The sequence below is a fragment of the Paraburkholderia sp. Ac-20340 genome, from assembly GCF_017104965.1.
In the GTDB taxonomy this organism is placed as follows: Bacteria; Pseudomonadota; Gammaproteobacteria; order Burkholderiales; family Burkholderiaceae; genus Paraburkholderia.
The window spans coordinates 90,686-110,847 of record NZ_JAAGPR010000029.1; the positions used below are offsets into that span (position 1 = coordinate 90,686).

The 20,162-nt window shown below is 65.0% G+C and carries 16 protein-coding genes; 7 read left to right on the top strand and 9 right to left on the bottom strand.

Annotated features, from left to right (window positions below; genetic code table 11):
* Positions 1-85 precede the first annotated feature (85 nt).
* The 3 genes from G3N59_RS28310 to G3N59_RS28320 all read right to left on the bottom strand — a co-directional run bounded on the left by G3N59_RS28310 (position 86) and on the right by G3N59_RS28320 (position 4,551).
* Entirely contained in the window at positions 86-1,654 is a 1,569-nt protein-coding gene (locus G3N59_RS28310) for an EAL domain-containing protein (RefSeq protein ID WP_205986134.1), read from the bottom strand.
* A 140-nt stretch (positions 1,655-1,794) separates the two neighbouring features.
* The gene (locus G3N59_RS28315) at positions 1,795-3,573 is read right to left on the bottom strand and encodes a diguanylate cyclase (RefSeq protein ID WP_205986135.1); all 1,779 of its coding nucleotides are present in this window, start codon (positions 3,571-3,573) and stop codon (positions 1,795-1,797) included.
* A gap of 87 nt (positions 3,574-3,660) precedes the next feature.
* Complete coding sequence (locus tag G3N59_RS28320; RefSeq protein WP_205986136.1) at positions 3,661-4,551, bottom strand: LysR family transcriptional regulator; 891 nt, start codon at positions 4,549-4,551, stop codon at positions 3,661-3,663.
* Between the two features lie 117 nt (positions 4,552-4,668).
* Here G3N59_RS28320 and G3N59_RS28325 point away from each other — a divergent pair, with 117 nt between their 5' ends.
* A complete protein-coding gene (locus tag G3N59_RS28325; protein WP_205986137.1) occupies positions 4,669-5,895 on the top strand; it encodes an MFS transporter in 1,227 nt (408 codons plus the stop codon).
* A 91-nt stretch (positions 5,896-5,986) separates the two neighbouring features.
* Here the strand turns inward: G3N59_RS28325 and G3N59_RS28330 are convergent, their stop codons facing one another.
* Complete coding sequence (locus tag G3N59_RS28330; protein ID WP_205986138.1) at positions 5,987-6,646, bottom strand: HD domain-containing protein; 660 nt, start codon at positions 6,644-6,646, stop codon at positions 5,987-5,989.
* Between the two features lie 162 nt (positions 6,647-6,808).
* Between G3N59_RS28330 and G3N59_RS28335 the strand changes: the two genes are divergently transcribed.
* Together G3N59_RS28335 and G3N59_RS28340 are read left to right on the top strand one after the other, a co-directional pair.
* A complete protein-coding gene (locus G3N59_RS28335) occupies positions 6,809-7,801 on the top strand; it encodes a GlxA family transcriptional regulator (RefSeq protein WP_205986139.1) in 993 nt (330 codons plus the stop codon).
* Positions 7,802-8,292: 491 nt separating this feature from the next.
* Positions 8,293-9,750 carry a sensor histidine kinase gene (locus G3N59_RS28340; RefSeq protein WP_205986140.1) on the top strand — a complete coding sequence of 486 codons (1,458 nt, stop codon included), beginning with the start codon at positions 8,293-8,295 and terminating at the stop codon, positions 9,748-9,750.
* 128 nt (positions 9,751-9,878) lie between these two features.
* On the opposite strand, the gene G3N59_RS28345 is transcribed toward G3N59_RS28340, so the two are convergent.
* Entirely contained in the window at positions 9,879-10,376 is a 498-nt protein-coding gene (locus G3N59_RS28345; protein ID WP_205986153.1) for a thioesterase family protein, read from the bottom strand.
* 343 nt (positions 10,377-10,719) lie between these two features.
* Between G3N59_RS28345 and G3N59_RS28350 the strand changes: the two genes are divergently transcribed.
* Complete coding sequence (locus G3N59_RS28350; RefSeq protein ID WP_205986141.1) at positions 10,720-11,679, top strand: response regulator; 960 nt, start codon at positions 10,720-10,722, stop codon at positions 11,677-11,679.
* A gap of 76 nt (positions 11,680-11,755) precedes the next feature.
* Here the strand turns inward: G3N59_RS28350 and G3N59_RS37375 are convergent, their stop codons facing one another.
* The 3 genes from G3N59_RS37375 to G3N59_RS28365 form a co-directional block, all read right to left on the bottom strand.
* Positions 11,756-13,531 carry a methyl-accepting chemotaxis protein gene (locus tag G3N59_RS37375; protein WP_346777949.1) on the bottom strand — a complete coding sequence of 592 codons (1,776 nt, stop codon included), beginning with the start codon at positions 13,529-13,531 and terminating at the stop codon, positions 11,756-11,758.
* Positions 13,532-13,779: 248 nt separating this feature from the next.
* Positions 13,780-14,343: a hypothetical protein gene (locus G3N59_RS28360; protein WP_205986142.1), complete on the bottom strand. Its 564-nt coding sequence runs from the start codon at positions 14,341-14,343 to the stop codon at positions 13,780-13,782.
* 76 nt (positions 14,344-14,419) lie between these two features.
* Complete coding sequence (locus tag G3N59_RS28365; RefSeq protein WP_205986143.1) at positions 14,420-15,346, bottom strand: LysR family transcriptional regulator; 927 nt, start codon at positions 15,344-15,346, stop codon at positions 14,420-14,422.
* Positions 15,347-15,480: 134 nt separating this feature from the next.
* Between G3N59_RS28365 and G3N59_RS28370 the strand changes: the two genes are divergently transcribed.
* The 3 genes from G3N59_RS28370 to G3N59_RS28380 all read left to right on the top strand — a co-directional run bounded on the left by G3N59_RS28370 (position 15,481) and on the right by G3N59_RS28380 (position 19,164).
* Positions 15,481-16,923, top strand: coding sequence for a M20 family metallopeptidase (locus G3N59_RS28370; protein WP_346777952.1), 1,443 nt, complete (start codon positions 15,481-15,483; stop codon positions 16,921-16,923).
* 27 nt (positions 16,924-16,950) lie between these two features.
* Positions 16,951-18,246: an MFS transporter gene (locus G3N59_RS28375; protein WP_205986144.1), complete on the top strand. Its 1,296-nt coding sequence runs from the start codon at positions 16,951-16,953 to the stop codon at positions 18,244-18,246.
* A 129-nt stretch (positions 18,247-18,375) separates the two neighbouring features.
* Positions 18,376-19,164: an FRG domain-containing protein gene (locus tag G3N59_RS28380; protein ID WP_205986145.1), complete on the top strand. Its 789-nt coding sequence runs from the start codon at positions 18,376-18,378 to the stop codon at positions 19,162-19,164.
* A 36-nt stretch (positions 19,165-19,200) separates the two neighbouring features.
* On the opposite strand, the gene G3N59_RS28385 is transcribed toward G3N59_RS28380, so the two are convergent.
* On the bottom strand, positions 19,201-20,040 hold the full coding sequence (locus tag G3N59_RS28385) for an EAL domain-containing protein (RefSeq protein ID WP_346777950.1): 840 nt from the start codon (positions 20,038-20,040) through the stop codon (positions 19,201-19,203).
* Positions 20,041-20,162 lie beyond the last annotated feature (122 nt).

Sequence of the window (20,162 nt, forward strand, 5' to 3'; positions counted from 1 at the left end):
CGGCACATTAAGACACAACATGGCTTTTTTTACGACGTTTTTTCTGGTTTTCCGCTGAGCCTCGCGTGCAAACCGGGATCGATTTTCAGGCTGTCACTAGAGCGTTTTCTTCGACCCAGCGCACGAATTCCTCCGCAGGCATGGCCTTCGCGTAAAGCCAGCCTTGCGCGAACTGCACGCCATGCTCGCGCAGATACGCGGCCTGTGCTTCGATTTCCACGCCTTCGGCCACCATCGCCAGCTTCAACTCATGCGCGATGCCGATCACGTGCGGCACGATCGCATTGACTTCCGAACCCGAAGTCAGCGCGTTGACGAAGGCTTTATCGATCTTGATGCCGTCCACGGGCAGCGTTTGCAGATACGCGAGACTCGAATAACCGGTGCCGAAATCGTCGATGAAAACCTGATGCCCCGCATCGCGATAGCGCTGTAAAACAGGCCCGATCTGTTCGGCGTCGATAAACGCGCGCTCGATGCATTCGAACCAGATCTGCCTCGCCAGCACGTCGTATTTCGCGAAACACGCGTCGAGCGTCTTGAGCACGCGCGAGGAAACCAGATCGTCGCGCGTGAGGTTGATCGAGATATGCAGGTCGCGGCGCTGCGTGAGCAGGCTGCCTGCGCCTGCAAACACGGATTCGATCACGAGGTCGGTGATCGGCTGGATCAGGCCGATCGATTCCGCCATGGGAATAAAGGTGTCGGGCGCGATCAGGGTGCCGTCGCCGAGACGCCAGCGCACCAGCGCTTCCGCACCGATGCAGCGGCCCGTGCGCAGATCGACGAGCGGCTGGAACCATGCCGTGAACTGGCGCCGGCGTATGCCTTCGAGCAGCGCATGACGCGGCGTGCGCAGCTTGCGGCGCCAGCGCAGCACGAGCCACGTGCCCAGCACGCTGGCGATCAGCACGGGCGCGAGAAAGGTTTTGATCTGTGCGGGAAAGTCCGGCCGCACGCGATCTTCGGGCTCGTAAGCGACGACCGAAATCGGATAGCGCTGTGAACGATTCACCACGTAGTAGCGATGCTCGAAGAAATGCGCGGCCGGATCGCGAAACAGCGCGGCGCGCGACAGCGCTTCGTCGGCACGCGGCCAGCGCGCGATAACCGAACCATCGACGGATTCGAGCAGCGCGAGTTCGATCGTGTCGTCGAGCGGCACGATGTCCAGATAAAAGCGCGGGTCGACCACGACAATATGATTGCCGAGCCGGATATTGAGCATGGGCAGTTCGTTGCCGCGCTTGCCCGCTTCCGTGGACCACGCGCTGACGTCGTGCGGGTAGTGCCATTGCGCGGGCGGCAGCGCGTTATCCATGCCGCCGCGCAACGACGAACAGAGAATGCGCGTGCCATCGGTCCACGCGACATTGCGGATATAGCGGTATTGCTCCTCGACACGCCGCATCGATTGCAGATGCTCGGGCGTGCAGGGCGTGCCGTCGAAGCTGGAAAGCGTGCGCAGGGAAGAAACCGCTTCGGCGGTCACGAGTTCGGCGCGTATCAAGGCGCGCCGCGAGTATTCGTCCACCTGCTCGCGCTGATGCCGCTCGATCACCGCATCCGTGGCAGCGGCGACAGCCGCGAGCGTCGCGCACACCGTAAGCGCGACGAGGCAGAACGTGGCCAGCACGGACAATCTGCTTTTCATGCCGGATAGGCGCGTTCGCGTGGGTGAATGGCCAGCCGATGTTAGCCCCTTTCGCGCGCTGCGGTCCGAGCGGTGCGCATTGCGCCGCTACGTGCCTAAACGCCTTATTCGTTGCGCATGAAATGAGTCAGGCCGCGCGTTCAATGGAGTTGCAGATCGGCGTGCACGACGCGATTGCGCCCGCTTTCCTTCGCCCGATAGAGGCGCCGGTCGGCGACCTGCATGAGCGCTTCGTAGTTGGCCGCGCAATCTTCGGGGCTGGCGGCCACGCCGATCGACACCGTGAAGGCGATCGCATCGGCGCTGTCGGGAGCGGCGTCGGCACGCACATGCGATTCGACGGCGCGGCGCACGCGCTCGGCCACGGCGGCGGCGGTGGCGAGATCGGCATCGGGCAGCAAGGCGGCGAATTCCTCGCCGCCCACGCGCGCGGGCAGATCGACGCTGCGCAGATTCGCCTGGAGGATCTGCGCGAAGATCGTCAGCACGCGGTCGCCGGCCGCGTGACCAAAACGGTCGTTGACGCGCTTGAAGAAGTCGATGTCGAGCATCAGCGCGGCCATCTGCGGCGGCTTGCTCGTTGCGTTTTCCTTGCCTTCCTTGTCTTCGGCGCGTTGGGCGCGGTCGAGGTTTTCCGCGAAGGCTTCCATGAAGCGCCGCCGGTTGGCGAGACCGGTGAGCGGGTCGCTGCGCGCGAGCGCTTCCAGCCGCTCGCTCGCTTCCACGTAATGGCCGAAGATATTCGTGACGATGCGCAGCGTGCCCACCAGCAGCAGGATCAGCACGATCCACGCGGCAATGACCGGGCTGTTGAACACGCGTCGCGCGGCGGTGAGCGTGAGTTCGCTGTTGTCGGTGGGCGCGAGCAGCATCCAGTGCGTCTGGCCGACACGCTGATACAGCACGTAAGTGCCGCGATGCTCGACGTAACCGGAGCCTTGCCGCATCCATCGATCGACCGAATGCTGGGCGATCTGCAGCAGTTCGGGATTGAAGGCCGCGGGGCGCTGATCGGTGAGTGCGCCGTTGCGGAAATAAACGATGTTGCCGTTGCTGTTGAGCAGGCCGAATTCGATATTTTCGTCGCCGTCTTCGGGCGCGCCGCCTGCGGCGAGTTGCAGCGAGAGCAGACGCGAAGGCGTGAGATCCATCACCACTGCGCCGCGAAACTTGCCGTCCACATACACCGGCGCGCTGAGCGTCGAAATCGATTCGCCCTTTTGCAGGCCCGCATACACCGGCGTCCACAGCACGTCGCGCGCGGGATTGCGCTCGGGCAACTGGCCGCGATAGTAGTTCATCGTGTTGAAGCGGCGCAGCAGGTCGGGCACGCTGCGGCCCTGATGCTCGGGCGCGATCACGAACACGCCATTCGACGAGATAAAGGCCACGGTGCTTTGCACGGTATCCGCATGCTGGCTGATCTGCACGAGCGGGCTGATGGCGCGCGCGAGCGCGATATCGGCGGGCAAGGTGGCGGGGTCGCGCTGGAAGCCTTCGAGACCGGCCAGACCGGCCGCATTGGTGCCGTAGACGCCGGGCCCGTCGAGCGCGCCGGCCACATGCCAGACCGGCTGCGTGGAGGCGGCCAGCGCCTGCATGACGGCCGATTGTTCGGCGGGCGAGGGCGGCGTGCTGGCGGCAAGCTGATGCTCGGCGTAATTGCGCAGGAACATCAGGCGGCGGCGTTCGGCTTCGATCAACGCGTCCACGCCCACGGCGCGCACTTCGAGATCGCGCTGGCGGCTGTGCAGATCGTTGCGCGTCATGTTGTACAACTGGCGCAGACCGACCGCGCTCAACAGCGCCATCGCGCCGATAAAACAGAGCGTCACCACGAGACGCGGCCGCTTCATGACGATGCTGGAAAAGCGGCCGCTTCGCGTGTGGACCGCCGAGCACTTCGCGCTGCGCTGCATGGTGTCGCCGTCCCTCGTGGTTGTGCCGCCGCGCGGCGTTCGGGTACGGCGCCAAGGATAGCATCGGGCGATTTTGCGAGTTCCGGCTCAGGCCAGCGCGACGAACTCCCGGACCGTGGCCGAGGTGTCCTGCTCGCGCCAGCCGAGCGCGAGGCGCGCGCGCATATGCACGCCGGTCACATCGAGATAACGCACGCCCTTGACCTGCACCTGGGCGATGGCGGCGGGCACGATCGACACGCCCAGACCGGCCGCCACCAGATTGACCACGGACGACACCTGCGGCGCGGGCTGCGCGAGACGCGGGCTGAAGCCGGTTTCGGCGCAGGCGCGCACGATCTCGTCGTGCAGCGTGGCGCCCGCAGGGCCGGACACCAGCACGAAGGGTTCATGTTCGAGCGCGGAGAGCGGCAGGCGTCGGCGCGCGGCAAGCGGATGCGACGCGGGCAGCGCGATCTTCATCGCTTCATCGGGGAAGTGATGCAGGGCGATGCCGGGCAGCGCTTGGGCCTGGGCTGTTTCGCGGCGTCCGGGGCGGAAGAACACCGCGTCGAGCCGGTCCTCCGCGAGACCCTGAAGCAAAAGCGGCGTGTTGGCTTCGTCAAGCGTCAGGTCGACGGCCGGAAAGCGCTGCTTGTAGCGCTGGATCAGGTTCGGCACGAGCGGATTGAACGCCGCCGACCCCGTGAAGCCGATGCGGATCTGGCCCGCTTCGCCGCGCGCCGCCCGTTGCGCGACCTGCGCGGCGCGCGCGGCATCGTCGAGCACCCGGCGCGCTTCGATCAGAAACGCCTCGCCCGCGCGCGTGAGATCGGCGCCTTGCGGCGTGCGCACGAACAGGGTAACGCCCAGTTCGTGCTCCAGGCTCTTGATCTGCTGACTGAGCGGCGGCTGGCCGATACCGAGCTTTTCGGCCGCGCGCGTGAAGTTGCGCTCGGCCGCCACGGCGACGAAATAGCGAAGATGTCGAAGTTCCATGCCGATGTTAGACAGTGCTAAAAAGTATCGCGTTATCGGGTTCCATATATTGGACAGTATAGCGGCGCAGCGGGACAATTTGCCTCGTCACTGGATTTTCCGCGAGGCATCGCCGTTATGAGTTCCGTATCGTCCGCCGAGGGTGTCAGCCCGGGCTCCGCTGCTTATCGCCGCATCAGCATTGCGCTGTTTCTGGCCGGATTTGCTACGTTTTCCTTACTGTATTGCGTGCAGCCGCTGCTGCCGGTATTCGCCGATGAGTTTCATATCGGCGCGGCGCAAAGCTCGCTGGCGCTGTCCTTATCGACGGGCTTTCTTGCGGTGTCGATTCTGTGCGCGGGCGCGCTCTCCGAGCGCTTCGGGCGGCGCGGCCTGATTTTCGCGTCGATGACGCTGGCCGCGCTCTTTAACGTGCTCGCCGCCGTCGAGCCCAGCTGGCACGGCATTCTGGTCGCACGCGCACTCGAAGGTTTCGCGCTGGGCGGCGTGCCCGCCGTGGCCATGGCTTATCTCGCCGAAGAAATTACCGCCACCGGGCTGGGATTCGCGATGGGGCTTTACGTGGGCGGCACCGCGTTTGGCGGCATGGTCGGGCGCGTGGGCATGAGTTGGCTCAGCGAGCATCTGTCGTGGCGCACGGCCATGCTGACGATAGGCGTGATCGACATTGTCGCGGCGGTGGCGTTCTTCGTGCTGCTGCCCGCTTCGCGCAATTTCGTGCGCCGCGCTAGCCTCAATCCCGCGCATCACATCGCGCTGTGGCGCAAGCATCTGGGCGCATCCACGCTGCCGGCGGTGTTCGCCACGGGTTGTCTCGCGATGGGTTTTTTCGTGACGATCTACAACTACGCGGGCTTTCGTCTGCTGCTGCCGCCGTTCAATCTGAGCGAGACGCAAACGGGCCTGATTTTCTGTGCGTATCTGTTCGGTATCGTCGCCGCGACGATGGCCGGCGCGCTCGCCGACCGCTGCGGTCGCGGGCCGATTCTGATCGGCGGCGTCGTGGTCGCGGCGCTGGGACTGGCGTTGACGCTCGCGCATGCGATCGTGCCGGTGGTGATCGGCATTATCGTGCTGACAGTGGGCTTCTTCACGACGCATTCGGTCGCGAGCGGCTGGGTGGGCCAGCTTGCCGATGGCGCGAAGGGGCACGCCACGTCGCTCTATCTGCTGGCTTATTACCTGGGGTCGAGCGTGCTGGGATCGTGGGGCGGCTGGTTCTGGCAGAACGGGCAGTGGCCTTCCGTGGTGGCGTTTTCCTTTGCGATGCTGGCGGCGTGTGGCGTGCTGGCGATGTTTATCGCACGCAGACAGTCACGCGCGGCCGTGAAGCTGGCGAGCTAGAACGCGGGGAAAACAGCCGTAAAAACAGCCGTAAAACGCACAGCGCGCCGGGAAACCCGGCGCGCTTTTTTGCTTTCAACGGACCGATACTTCACGCTTTCCACGCCGACCCGCGGATCACGCTGCAGAAATTGCCCGCGTGAAAATGCGGGTCTTTATCGGCGAGCACATCGGCTTTCACATTGCCGAACGTCGTTGCGGGCTTATGGCGGATGCCGTCATAGAAGGCCTGAATGATGTCTTCCTTGAAATGCTCCGTGCGCGGGTGCGCGTGCACGACCGCTTCGCGTTCCGCATCGCTGTACTCGTGATACGTGAGGCCGAGCACATCCATCTCCACACCCGCTGTCACCAGCGCGACAACCGGATGCATATGCTGAGGAATCCCAGGCGTAGTGTGAAGCGCTATGGCGGTCCAGACCAGATCGACATCGTGCTGATCGATGCCGCGTGCGCGCAGGAAGTCGCGTGCGGCGTTCGCACCGTCGACTTCGAAACGCTCGTGTTCGCTGCTATGCGAATGCATCAGCCCGACATCGTGGAACATGGCGCCTGCGTAAAGCAGTTCGGGATCGAACTTCAGGCCGCGATGCAGCCCGGCCAGCGCGCCGAAATGATAGACGCGGCTCGAATGATTGAACAGCAAGGGCGATTCGGTGTCGCGCACGAATTCGGTGATCTCGCGGGCGAGCTGGCTATCCGGAATGCGGGCAAGGCGCGGCACGGCGGTGGCGGAAAGATCGAGGCTCATGACAGGGCTCCTTTCGGGGTGGTGTGGAGTCCATTCTGGCCTGTGCTAGCATTGTCCGTAGTTGACTGAGTACGCCGAATTCTGCCATTTGACGCGTGATTCGGCCATCCACGCGCGAAGCACCCCGAAGCCGCATTCAAACCCTCTTCTTGATCTGACCCCATGCCGAAAATCATCGCCATTCTCGCGTTGCCGGGCGTGCAACTGCTCGACGTGAGCGGCCCGCTCGACGTCTTTGCGCAGGCCAATATCGAGGCGGGCCGCACGGTCTACGATCTGCGCGTGATTGCCTGTCGGCCGGGACCGATCCGCAGTTCATCGGGTGTGCGGCTGTTGCCGGACGAAGTTGCGGGCAAAACGCCGGAGCACGAGCAGGCGCGCATCGACACGCTGCTGGTCGCCGGTGCGCCCGATGCCGCCACCGCGCAACTCGCGCCGCGCGTGCGCGACTGGCTGCGCACGACCGCGGCGCGCGCACGGCGTTTCGGCTCGGTCTGCACGGGCGCGTTCGCGCTGGCCGCGAGCGGCCTGCTCGACCGGCGCCGTCTGACGACGCACTGGGCGAGCGTGGAGGCGCTCGCGCAGGTTTGCCCGACCGTCTCGATCGAGGCCGATTCGCTCTACGTGCGCGATGGCAAACTGCGCACGGCCGCGGGCGTGACCGCGGGGCTCGATCTGGCGCTGGCGCTCGTCGAGGAAGATCTGGGGCGCGAGATCGCCATGCAGGTCGCGAGCCAGCTGGTGATGTTTTTCAAACGCCCCGGCGGACAGTTGCAATTCAGCCGCAAGGGCGAGACGCGCCCGGCGGGGCGCTCGGCGCTTCAGGAAGTGCAGCGCTGGGTGGCGGCGAATCCGGCGCTCGCGCATCGCGTGCCGGATCTGGCCGAACGCGTGGGCCTGAGTCCGCGCCATTTCGCCCGCCTGTTTCAGGCCGAGGTCGGACTCACGCCGGCCGCGTGGGTGGAAGCCGTGCGCGTCGACGCGGCGCGCGCGCTGCTCGAAACCGAGGCCGAAGCGCCCAAACGCGTGGCCGCGCGTTGCGGGTTCGCAAACGCGGACACCTTGCGGCGCGCATTCATCAAGCATGTTGGCGTGTCGCCGGCCGAGTATCGACGCCGCTTTGGCGGGCCGTCGGCGGAGCCCGTTCAGGCGTGAAAAAGAGCCCGGTATGCGGATTGCTTGATCTGGCCCAGCAATAGCCGATTCGTCTGGCATGAAAGCGTTGTTAGCGGGCAATTTTCAGGACAAGCATCGGCGATCCCGGCGATAATCTGAACCACGGATTGCCCGGTTGCGCAAGCGATGCAGAAAGCATGCGAACAGGTGCGCGAATCTTGCCGCATCGAACCTGTCGACGGCAAAACCGCGCAAGAGTCCTGAAGGAATTCAGAACCCTTTCACGGAGTCAAAAACAATCGAGCGCCGCACGGGGCCGCCCTGAATGGGGGCATGCGGCAACCTTGTCCTACACGACGCGTCCATGTCGAACCGGCCCGCAAGGGCGATTCGGGCGCGAAGGTTGCGCAGGGGACGATCTCACGAAGATCTGGCGCATCTGAGGTATCAGGCGCCGCAGACCAGCAGGCAGTGCCGGCGCGTCGACGCCACGCGCCGGGCGGTGAAAACAAGAATCCACGCGACACATTATGTATTCGATCTTGCCCGCGTTCGTATCCGCGTTGTTTCTCGGATTCGGCGTGTACGTGCTCCTGACGGAAGGCGTGTCGCGCCTTTCGGTGCCGTTCGCCTTGATGTGCGCGACCACCTTCGTCTGGCAAGGCACCTGGGCATTCCTGTTCCAGACGCCCGATCCCGAACTGGCCGAAGTGCTCGTCAAGTTCGGCTATCTGTTCATCCTGTTTCTGCCCACGACGTATTACCACTTCAATATCGAAGTCAGCGCGCGGCGCAGCGAGCGGCCGTTTCTGATCGCTTCGTATGGCCTGAGTCTCGTGCTCGCGATGTTGCTGATCGTGAGCGACGAAGTCGTGTCAGGTTACGGCACATTCTTCTTCGGCCGATATCCGCATGCGGGCCTGCTGCATCCCGTGCACGTGGCGCAGACCGTGCTGCTCGCATTGCGCAGCGGCTGGGTGCTGTTTGTGGCGCGCGGCCAGACCCAGGCGCGCGACCGCCGCCGTCTGCTCGATCTGTGTCTGCTGAGCCTGGCCATTTACGGCGTGGCCGCGAGCGATTACGCCGTGAATTACGGCATCGCGTTCTATCCGGTGGGCGCCGTGTTCATCGCCGTGAGCCTGGGGATTCTGGCCGTCACGATCGTGCGTTACGGGCTGATGCGTCCGTATCTGATCGCGGCTACGGTCGCGCATGAAGTGGCCACGCCGCTTGCAGCCATCGGCATGCATGCCGAGGAAATCGGCAATGTGCTGCCCGAACTCATGCGCGGTTATCAGCTGGCCGTGCAGCATCAGCTTTGCGTCGATGGCCTCTATCCGGGGCAGACGGAGCGCATTACCTCGCTGGCCTCGTCGATACGGCGGCAGGTCGATAGCACCAGCACGGTGGTCGAGATGTCGCTGGCGTCGTTTACGCTCGACCGGCTCGACCGGCGCAGCTTCGAGGCGTATCCGATCCGCTCCTGCGTGAACGCGGCGCTCGAACGCTTTCCGTTCCGCCCGGGCGAGCGCGAACTGGTCACCGTCTTGCCGATCGATCCGCTGTTGAGCTTTTCGGGCTCGGATTCGCTGGTGGTGTTCGTGCTGTTCAACCTGCTCAAGAACGCGCTCTTTGCGATTCACGCGAGCGGCAAGGGCGCGGTGGAAATCGACACGGCCAGCGAAAACGGCTATTGCGTGCTGCGTTTCACCGACACCGGGCCGGGCATTCCCGCCGACGTGCTGCCGCGCATCTTCGAGCCGTTCTATTCGACCAAGTCGCATGGCAAGGGCGCGGGCATGGGCCTCGCGTTCTGCCGCCGCGTGGCCGACGCGCTGGGCGGGGCGATCGCGTGCGAATCGGTGCAGGGCGTGGCCACCACTTTTACGCTGTATCTGCCGGAGCCGGGCTCGTCCGCGGATCGTGCAATCCAGGACACGCCGGGGAAGCCCCGCCGATGGACGGCGGGGCAGGACTACGCGGGTTGAAGCGGCGCTGGCCTGATCCAGCGATGAATCGGTTTCAAGTCAACATTGCGTCAACATCGAGTCAACTTCGGGCCAATGCCGGGCTTCGTCCCAGGGTTCGCGTCTGGATCGTTTTGCGGACGATGCCCTTAACGGACGCTCGTCGGCAGCACGATTTCATATTCCTTGACGCGCTCGACGATCCCCGGCGGGAAGCGGCGAATCCGCTTGTCGGTACCGGCAAAGAGAATCTGCTGGTAGCCGAGCGAAACGGGGCGCCCGTCCACGCAAAAACGAAACACGAGATAAGCCGAGCATTGCCGCACCTGGAAGGTGTTCATGTAGCAATCGACGCGCTGGAACGGAAACGTCTCTTGCACATACTCCTGGTGCGCGCGCTTCGTGACGAAGACGCCGCCTGCCGCGAGCAGGTTGTTATGGATACATTCGTGGAACCAGCGTTCGCGGCAAATGCCCTGCCACTCGAAATAGCGGGCGAAATACGTGTTCATGAAGGCATTGGAGTCCTTGAGGTAAATATCGATGACATGATGGAACGTCTTGGGAGGCGTGGCGGCCATGATTTCGTCGGCAAAGCCGTTGGCGCCACGGGAGAGCACTGCGGGGATCGATTCACGAGCATTCATTGGATGAACTCCAGATGAGTTGACCGCTGGCGGCGGTCGCGCATGCCTTCGAATGTCCGAAGACATGCCCCCAATTCTGTGCGTGTTACCTGGCCGCCAAAACCGCGTTTGCCACATGCCGGTGCATCCTGCGGCACCATGCGTGCTCGCAAACGATTTCGCGCATAAGCCTGGGTTGCGCTGTCTGTGCGTTTGCCCGCAACACCCGTGGGTCAACGGTTGCCGAGCCTGGCCCGAGGCCGCATAATCTGGCAGCGATAGCGTTGCGATGCGTTGCGCGTGTTCTGCTGTGCGGGGCACTGATCAATGGTTTCGCGGGCTTCGCGAGCACCGAGGCATATACATGAGTTCGATCGTCAGGCAGCCGGTTTTTTACCCCGTATCCGTGGTCTTTCTCGACGACAGCGCGGATTTTCTTCACGCCCTGCGCGGGCTTTTCCCGCAGGCGCCCACGCATCACTTCTTCACCTCGCAGGACGAGGCGCGTGCGTTCATCGAATCGGCCGGCACGCGCGCCGCGCGCCAGAGCCCGATGTCGGGCGCGGCGTGGTCGGAGTTCGAGAAGAAGGGCGGCAATGCGCTAGGTCAGGACGCGATGGCGGACGCCACGCGCTTCGAAGACGTGGCCGCCATCGTGGTGGACTACGACATGCCGGGGCAGGACGGGCTGGAATTTCTCGCGTCGGTGAAAGACGCGAACTGCACGCGCATTCTGCTGACCGGCACCGCCGATGAATCGCACGCCGTCGACGCCTTCAACGCCGGGCTGATTCATTTTTACGTCAAGAAGTCGGACCCGCAGATGACGCGCAAGCTGGCGCAGGCGCTGGCCAACGCGCAGCAGAAGTTCTGCGCGCAGCACGGCCATATCGGCGTGCATGGCGTGGGCGCGGTCTATGCCGACCGCCGCACGAGCGAAGTGCTGCATACGCTGGCGCAGCGCGAGCGCATCGTCGAATACTACTGGCGGCCCGAGCAGAACGCGGTGCTGACCTTCGACGCGCAAGGCAACGCGGGCGTCTTCCTCGCGTGGGACGCGCACGACTGGGACGCGCAATGCGATGTGGTCACCGACGAAGGCGGTCCCGCCGCCTTGCGTGACGAAATGGAAGGGCGCCGCATCATGCCAGTGTTCTGGCCGAACGAAGCTTACCGGCCGGGCATGGCGCGCGTGGAGTTTGCCACGCCGCAGCCGGTGCCGGGCACCCAGGATGTCTATACGAGCTGGACGCGCATCGAAGGCGTCGAACTGGCGCCGGGCCTCGTGACCTATGCGCAGTGGTTGCGGCAGCAACGAGGCTGAGCAACGAGGCTGATCGAAACGATGAAGGGCGCACCACGGTGCGCCCTTTTCGTTGGTGCTTCAACGCATTGGTGCGTTAGAACGTTTCCCAGTCCTGGTCGTTGCCTGCCGTAGCGAGTACCGGCGAGGGCGCTGGCGCCGGTGCGGTTGCCTTCGGCATGGGTTTGCTCGCGGGCTTCAGCGTGGATTTGCGGGCTGGAGCAGACGCGCGTTGCGCGGCTTTCACAGGCGCAGGTTTCATCGGCTGGGTCTTGCGCGATGTATCCGCTGCTTGCACGACCGACTGCGACACCGATTGCGCGCCGATCCTGAACACCGCCACCACATCGCGCAATCCGCCAGACTGCACGGCCATCGACTGCGCCGCCGCCGAAGCTTCTTCCACGAGCGCCGCGTTCTGCTGCGTCACCTCATCCATCTGCGCGACGGCGCGATTGACCTGCTCGATGCCCGTGTGCTGCTCTTCGGACGCTGCGGCGATCTCGCCCATCAGATCGGCGACGCGGCGCGCGGACTGCACGACTTCGTCGATCGTCGCGCCCGCTTCGTCGACGAGCTTCGAGCCTTCCGCCACCTGCACTACCGACTGCCCGATCAGATCCTTGATCTCCTTCGCGGCGCTCGCGCTACGCTGCGCGAGCGTGCGCACTTCGCCGGCCACGACCGCGAATCCACGGCCCTGTTCGCCTGCGCGCGCGGCTTCGACGGCAGCATTCAGCGCGAGAATATTGGTCTGAAACGCAATCCCGTCGATCACGCCGATGATCTGCTCGACGCGCTGCGACGTATCGGCGATGCCGTGCATCGTCGTCACCACGCGGCGCACGACGTCGCCGCCGCGCGCTGCCACATCCGATGCATTGACGGCCAGCGTATTGCCCTGGCGCGCGTTATCCGTGTTGTGCTTCACGGCGGCCGTGAACTGCTCCATGCTCGCAGCGGTTTCTTCGAGCGAAGCGGCCTGTTCCTCGGTACGCGAGGACAGATCCTGATTGCCCGCCGCGATCTGCTGCGCGCCCGTCGTGATCGATTCGGCCGACGTCTGGATGCGCTGCACCGTGTCCACGAGCTGGCGCTGCATCTGGCTCATGGCGTGCAGCAGGCTGCGATCGTCGCCGGGCGAGAGCTGGACCTGCGCCGTGAGATCGCCAGCGGCGATGCGCTCGCAGATATCGGCGGCATAGTCGGGCTCGCCGCCCAGACTCGCGCGGATACTGCGGATCAGCCAGAACATGCCGAGCGTGAGCGCCACGCCAATCAGCGCGACCAGCGACAGGCTGCGGATCAAGGCGCCATAGAAGGCATCGTCGATATCGTCTACATAGACGCCGGTGAAGACATGCCAGTCCCAGCCGGGCACGACATCGGCGTAGGTGATTTTTTCCACCGGGCTGCTGTGGCCGGGCTTGGGCCACACATAGCTGCTGACATGATTGCCGCCCGCCGACGAGCTTTTCACGATCTCCAGCGCGACATGCGTGCCGTTGGAATCGACCATATCGGCCTGGCTCTTGCCTTCGAGTTCGGGCTTGGGCGGCACCAGCACGGCCGTGGCCGCGCTATCGTAAATGCCGAAGTAGCCGCTTTGATCGGCGCCGTAGCGCAGGCCGCGCAACGCGGCGATGGCCTGACGCTTCGCATCGTCGACGGGCAGATGACCTTGCGATGCTTCCTTCTGATAAAAGCCGATGACGCCGAGCGCGGTTTGCGTCTCTTGCGCGAGCGAGCCCTTGCGGTCTTCGAGCATGCCCACGCGCGTCATGACCGCATTGGCCACGACCAGCACCACGAGGGCAATCCACAGCAGCGCGACGATGCTCCACGCTTTTTGATTCAACGACAGTCGCTTCACGTTCTCCGTTTCCTCCAGGCCCGGCTGCCGTTTGCGGCAAGCCCTGTTTCATGGCGCAAGGCGGTGAGACCCACCTTTCCCGCCATGTTTATCGGCGCGCTGGACGACGATCTGAAGCCAGGGAATGCCCGGCGAACGAGCTTTTTGATTGGGCTGGAGAATGCGCTATTCGTCAGATGATTGTGTAAGCCGATTGATATGCGCAATGGCTGAAAGTTGCGCGTGCAACGAAATCGCCAAGGGTAGCGTTAGCGCTTGAATGTGCCTGCCGCCAGGCCACTGACGATGTGCGCGGCAATGGCATCGGGCGTTGCGGATTCATCGCTGATCGCGTGATTTGCCGCTTCGCCAGCAAAAAGCGTGTAGAAGCCACGCAGCGTTTCGTAATCGCCGATCTTGCCCGCATCGCGCCGGGATGCCCGCAGCGCGCAGGTTTCGATCCCCGGACGCAGCAACACATAATGCAAGGGGATGTCCTTGACGATGGTGCGCAGCGTGTCGAGCATCGCGGGCGGGATCGAGAAGTCCAAAACCACCTGAAAGTCGGAGCGCGCGAACGGCAGGCAGGCCGCGGTCATCGAACGGATGATCGTGCGGAAGTTGTCGTGGCGCTCGCGTGCGTCGGGTTTGACGATGAACTTCCAGAAGCGGTCACCTTCGATGCAGGCCACGGGTTGCGGCAGGAGCGGGATCAGCGCTTTGGTGACCGCTGTCTTGCCGCTGCCGGGCGGCCCGCTAATCACAATGATCCGACCAGTGTGAACCGGCTGACCGTTCTGATCCGGTCGGCCCGTGGAGGGTGTCGTTGGCATAGGGGCCTCGCGAGGCAGGGCGGCGCGGTGTGCGCAAGCCTTCCCAGTATAGGGCGCTCGCGTTGCCGGCCTGCGCTCAGGCGTCCACGTTGCCCAGCCCGGACGTCTCGATCTCCTCGATCAGCGCCCTGAGCACGCTGTCGATCGCCGACGACAGGCGCCGGTCGCGCATCGTCGTCACGTAGAGGCTGCGCTGGCGCAACTCGGGTTCGTCGATGGGACGCGCGACGAGCGCGAGTTCATCGGCGCGATGGCTGAGGCCCGCGAGCGAGAGCTTGCTGCCCAGCGTGATCGCGCCCGCGAGCGCGGCGAAGGCGTGCAGCGCGCTGGAGTTGTTGCTCGTGAGAATCGCGTTCAGTTCGATACCCTGACGCGCGCAGCAGGCGTCGATCAACTGGCGCGCCGTGTTGCCGCGTTCGAGCAGCGCCACGGGATACGCCGCGAGATCGGCGAGCGTGAGCGTGTCGTGCTGTGCGAGCGGATGCGCGGGATCGAGCAGCGCGCACACGCCCGCCTGCGCGCTGTATTCCACGCTCACCTTCGCGGGATCGCCGCCCGAGAACGACACGCCCAGATCGACTTCGCCCGATGCCACCCAATGCTCGACCTGCGCGGGCGCGCCCGAACGCAGCATGAAGTGCACATGCGGCACGGCGGCGTGATGGCGCGCGAGCACGCCGGGCAGAAACGAGCGCGTGAAACCCTCGGTGCAGCCGATGCGCACGATGCCACGCCCCAGCGCCTTGCTGGCGGCGATTTCGGCGAGCACCGCATCGCCTTCGAGCAGCGCGCGGCGCGCGTGGGCGGCAAGGCGCTCGCCCGATTCGGTCAGCACCATGCCGCGCGGCATGCGCTCGAACAGCGGCGTGCCCACGTCTTCCTCCAGTTTGGCGATCTGCCGGCTGATGGCCGAAACGGCTACGTGCAGCGTCTGCGAAGCGGCCGCGAGCGAGCCGGTGCGCGCCACTTCGATGAAGTAGCGCAGGGCGATGCCGTGCAGCATGGTCTAGGGGTCTCCTGAATCTGCGTTGCCGTTTTGGCAATGCTATCCGCAAAATTTGAAATTGTTGCGAATTTTTGGCGTTCATAGACTGGGTTTAACTTCCTCACCCGCAAGACCCAGGAGACCCCGTGAGCGTGCTTGAGACCGTTGAAATCGTCGAGCAACCCCTTGCCACGCGCCAGCAGGCCATCGCCGCCGCGCTTGAGCACTTCGATTCGGGCGCATTCCTGCAAGCGCTCGAACGCCGCGTGGCGGTGCGCTCGGAGAGCCAGAACCCGGCGCAGGCCGAGGCGCTGGCCGCCTATCTGAACGACGAAATCGCGCCCGAACTGGCGGCGCTTGGCTTCACGAGCCGGTTGGCTGCCAACCCGGTCAACGCGCGCGCGCCGTTTCTGATCGCCGAGCGTATCGAAGATCCCGCGCTGCCGACCGTGCTGACCTACGGCCACGGCGACGTGGTGCGCGGTTACGACGAACAATGGCGCGATGGCCTGAAGCCGTGGGAAATCCGCGTGGAAGGCGACCGCTGGTACGGACGCGGCACCGCCGACAACAAAGGCCAGCATTCGGTGAACTTCGCGGCGCTGGCGGCCGTGCTGGCCACGCGCGGCGGCCGGCTGGGCTACAACGTGAAGGTGATCTTCGAGACTGGCGAGGAAATCGGCTCGCCGGGTCTGAACGAAGTCTGCGCCGCCGAGCGCGACGCGCTGGCCGCCGATGTCTTTATCGCCTCGGACGGCCCGCGCGTGAGCGCGGAGCGCCCGACGCTGTTTCTCGGCTCGCGCGGCGGCGTGACATTTGAGTTGCGCGTCGATCTGCGCGAAGGCGCGCATCACTCGGGCAACTGGGGCGGTGCGCTGCGCAATCCGGCCATCGTGCTCTCGCATGCCATCGCCAGTCTCGTGGACCGGCACGGCGCGATTGCCGTGGAAGGCCTGCGTCCGCCGCCGATTCCCGCGAGCGTGCGTGCCGCGCTCGCCGACATCGAACTGGGCGGCGACGAAAACGCGCCCGCCGTCGATGCCGATTGGGGCGAGCCGGGCCTCACGCCCACGGAACGCGTGATCGGCTGGAATACGCTCGAAGTGCTGGCCTTCAAGGCCGGCAATCCCGACGCGCCCGTCAACGCGATCCCGCCGCGCGCCCATGCGGTGTGCCAGTTGCGCTTCGTGGTGGGCACCGATTATCAGCGCGTGGGCGAGCATCTGCAGGCGCATTTCGCCCGGCTCGGCTTTAGCGAAGTCGAGGCGCGGGTCACGCAGACCGCCGCCGCCACGCGCCTCGACCCGGACGACGCGTGGGTGCGCTGGGCGCTCGAATCGCTGCGCGCGAGCACGGACAAAAAGCCCGCGCTGCTGCCGAATCTGGGCGGCACGGTGCCCAACGACGTGTTCGCCGAAACGCTTGGCCTGCCCACGCTGTGGGTGCCGCATTCGTATCCGGCCTGCGCGCAGCACGCGCCCAACGAGCATCTGCTGGGCAGCGTCGCGCGCGAGGCGCTCGCCGTGATGGCGGGCCTCTGGTACGACCTGGGCGACGATGCCGCGCGCCTGGCCACCCCCGCCACCCGTAGTTAGTTGAGCACGCAGACGAGGAAGACCATCATGACCACGGCATCCACGCACGCCGGTAAAAAGCGGCCCAGCCTGACGCAGATCGTTGTCGCGACATCGGCGGGCAATGCGCTCGAATGGTTCGACATCGCGATTTACGGCTTTTTCGCGGTGTTTATCGGCAAGCACTTCTTTCCGGCGGCCAGCGAGACGGCTTCGCTGCTGCTGACCTTCGGCGCGTTCGGCGCTTCGTATCTGGTGCGTCCGCTGGGCGGCATGGTGCTGGGCGCCTACGCCGACCGGCGCGGGCGCAAGGCCGCGCTGATGCTGTCCGTGAGCCTGATGATGGTGGGCACGGCGATCATCGCGCTGGTGCCGGACTACGCCGCGATCGGCATGGCCGCGCCGCTTGCGGTGCTGGCGGCGCGCCTGATCCAGGGCTTTTCGGCGGGCGGCGAGTTCGGCGCATCGACGGCAATGCTGATCGAACACGCTCCGCACCGGCGCGGCTTTATCGCCAGCTGGCAGTTCGCCACGCAAGGACTGGCGACGCTGCTGGCGGCCTCGTTCGGCTATGGTCTGGCCAAGGCGATGGCGCCCGCCGATCTGGCCGCGTGGGGCTGGCGGCTGCCGTTCTTCTTCGGTCTTTTGATCGGCCCGGTGGGGCTTTATCTGCGCCGCTTTATCGAAGATGCCGAAGACTTCACGCAGGCGGCGCGCACCGAATCGCCCGTGCGCGAAGTGTTCGCAAAGCAGAAGCGGCTCGTGCTCACCTCGATCGGATTGCTCACGGTTTCGACGGCCGTGAATTATCTGCTGCAATACGTGCCGACGTTCGCGATCCGCGATCTGCATCTGGGCGCGGCCACGGGCTTCGCGGCCACCATGGTGGGCGGCGTGATACTCACGGTGGTCACGCCTTTTGCGGGGCATCTTTCGGACCGCATCGGCCGACGTCGCCAGATGACCTGGGTGGCGCTGCTGTTCGCGATCACCGCTTACCCGGGCTTCGCATGGGCGACGTCGCAAGGCGGCGCGATGCCGCTCTTCGTGCTGATCGCCTGGCTCGCGCTGCTCAAGTCGATCTACTTTGGCGCCTTGCCCGCGTTGATGGCCGAAATCTTTCCGGCCGCCACGCGCGCGACGGGCATGGCGATTGGCTATAACGTCGGCGTGACGGTGTTCGGCGGTTTTACGCCCGCCATCGTCACCTGGCTGCTGGGCGTGACCGGCGACAACAGCGCGCCGAGCTACTACCTGATCCTCACGGCCACGATCAGCCTTGCGGCGCTCGCGTGGGTGAGCCGCATGTCGGTCGAACCGCTCGCGCGCCGCGCCGCTGCATAAAGCGGGCGCGGACTTCACGATGTAACCGTCGGTGTGATAGTTTGTCTGACGTTAAGGCGCGGTTAGCGCGGCGCGGCGGGCGGATCGACCTCCGCTCGCGCGCGGCAACCGTCGCCGGGAGATAGACGCATGCAGACCACCGAACTCACCGACTGGAACCAGTTCATGGAGCTGACGACCCAGCTCGACGGCTGGGCGTTTCGCGGGCAGCAGAATGCCCAATGGCGGCTCGAAAGCTCGCTCTCGCGCTATATGCGCGACTACGTGGACGACCACAGCGAATGGCGCGTGCGCGAAGAGCGCGCGATCCGCGTGTTCCGCCGCAAGGCGCACAACTTTCTCGCGCGTCCCGACATCCTCGCCGACGATCTGCGCTGCCTCGCGCTGATGCAGCACCACGGCGCGCCCACGCGCTTGCTCGACTTCACGAAAAGTCCCTTCGTTGCAGCCTTTTTTGCGCTCGAACGCGCGACCGGCGACGCCGCCGTTTATGCGCTCAATACGCCTGCGCTGTGGAACAATCGCGCGCGTCCGAAGAGCGATCCGGCGCTCACGCGCGATGTGATCGATCCGCGTGCGCCTGGGCATTTCGAGCGCTATTTCTTCTGCAATACGAACGAAATTATCTGGTCGGGCGAGCCTTCGGAAATGGACGACCGGCTGGTCGCGCAGTCGGGCACTTTTGTCGTGCCGGGCGTGATCGACCGGCCGTTGCAGGCGATTCTCGACGGTTACGAAACCAACGAAGAACTGCTGCATCAGATCGTGCTGCCTGCGCGCATCCGCATGGATGCAATGAAGTGGCTTTACCGGATGAACATCACGAATGCGTCGCTGTTTCCGGGGCTGGACGGACTTGCTCGCTCGATTGCGGTGGAACTGGAAATCGTCTGGTCGGGGATGATGCAGTCGAAGTGAAGGGTGGGCACGCGCCGGTGTCCGTCAAGCGACGTATCATGCCGCGCGCGTCCCATCCGCAAGCAAGCGCGACACCGGCGCCAGCAACGTGCGCAAGGCCTGCAGCGAAACGGGCCGCGAAAACCAGAACCCTTGCGCCTCGTCGCAACCCAGCTCGCGCAGACGCTGGGCCTGTTCGGCCGTTTCGATGCCTTCCGCCGTCACCTTGAGTTCCAGCGCGTGCGCCATCTGGATGATCGCGCCCACCAGCGCATCGCTGCGCGGGTCCGTGGCCATCTTCGTCACGAACGAGCGGTCGATCTTGAGCCGGTTGAGCGGCAGACTCGCGAGCCAGCCAAGGTTCGAATAACCGGTGCCGAAATCGTCCACGGCCACCTCGATGCCCAGCGCGCGCAATGCACGCAGCGTCTGCACGGTGCGCCCGGCATCGGCGAGCAGCATGCTTTCGGTGATCTCGATTTCGAGCTGGTCGGGCGCGAGCGCGGCGCGCTCCAGCGCCGCCTCGACCTGCGCGGTGAAGCGCGGATTGACGAACTGCTGCGGCGACACGTTGACCGCCACCTTCGGCAAGGTGCGTGCGAGGCGCTGCAATTGACCGGTTTCGCGACACGCCGTCGACATCGCCCAGGCGCCGATCGTGTCGATCAGCGAAGCCTCTTCTGCGATGGGGATGAATTCGGCGGGGCTCACGAGCCCGTGAACAGGATGACGCCAGCGCAGCAGCGCCTCGGATTGCATGATGACGCCGGTTTGCAGCGAAACGCGCGGCTGATACATCAGGAAAAGCTCGCGCGCGTCGAGTGCGTGACGCAGCGCGCTTTCGAGTTCGAATTGCCGCGTGGCGCGCTGCTCCTGCGCGCGCGCGAAGCGGCGCACCTGGGCGCGCCCGCTGCGGAAAATGCCGGGCGATCAGCGCGTCCGGCAGGATGTACTGCGGAAAGCTCGCCGACGTGTTGTACGGATGCAGCACATGCACGCACAGGCCGAGATCGTCGGCG

What these genes read in the sequence shown, in the direction of transcription:
- G3N59_RS28310 (WP_205986134.1), bottom strand. Translation starts at nt 1,654, where the DNA reads ATGAAAAGCAGATTGTCCGTGCTGGCCACGTTCTGCCTCGTCGCGCTT.
- G3N59_RS28315 (WP_205986135.1), bottom strand. Translation starts at nt 3,573, where the DNA reads ATGCAGCGCAGCGCGAAGTGCTCGGCGGTCCACACGCGAAGCGGCCGC.
- G3N59_RS28320 (WP_205986136.1), bottom strand. Translation starts at nt 4,551, where the DNA reads ATGGAACTTCGACATCTTCGCTATTTCGTCGCCGTGGCGGCCGAGCGC.
- G3N59_RS28325 (WP_205986137.1), top strand. Translation starts at nt 4,669, where the DNA reads ATGAGTTCCGTATCGTCCGCCGAGGGTGTCAGCCCGGGCTCCGCTGCT.
- G3N59_RS28330 (WP_205986138.1), bottom strand. Translation starts at nt 6,646, where the DNA reads ATGAGCCTCGATCTTTCCGCCACCGCCGTGCCGCGCCTTGCCCGCATT.
- G3N59_RS28335 (WP_205986139.1), top strand. Translation starts at nt 6,809, where the DNA reads ATGCCGAAAATCATCGCCATTCTCGCGTTGCCGGGCGTGCAACTGCTC.
- G3N59_RS28340 (WP_205986140.1), top strand. Translation starts at nt 8,293, where the DNA reads ATGTATTCGATCTTGCCCGCGTTCGTATCCGCGTTGTTTCTCGGATTC.
- G3N59_RS28345 (WP_205986153.1), bottom strand. Translation starts at nt 10,376, where the DNA reads ATGAATGCTCGTGAATCGATCCCCGCAGTGCTCTCCCGTGGCGCCAAC.
- G3N59_RS28350 (WP_205986141.1), top strand. Translation starts at nt 10,720, where the DNA reads ATGAGTTCGATCGTCAGGCAGCCGGTTTTTTACCCCGTATCCGTGGTC.
- G3N59_RS28360 (WP_205986142.1), bottom strand. Translation starts at nt 14,343, where the DNA reads ATGCCAACGACACCCTCCACGGGCCGACCGGATCAGAACGGTCAGCCG.
- G3N59_RS28365 (WP_205986143.1), bottom strand. Translation starts at nt 15,346, where the DNA reads ATGCTGCACGGCATCGCCCTGCGCTACTTCATCGAAGTGGCGCGCACC.
- G3N59_RS28375 (WP_205986144.1), top strand. Translation starts at nt 16,951, where the DNA reads ATGACCACGGCATCCACGCACGCCGGTAAAAAGCGGCCCAGCCTGACG.
- G3N59_RS28380 (WP_205986145.1), top strand. Translation starts at nt 18,376, where the DNA reads ATGCAGACCACCGAACTCACCGACTGGAACCAGTTCATGGAGCTGACG.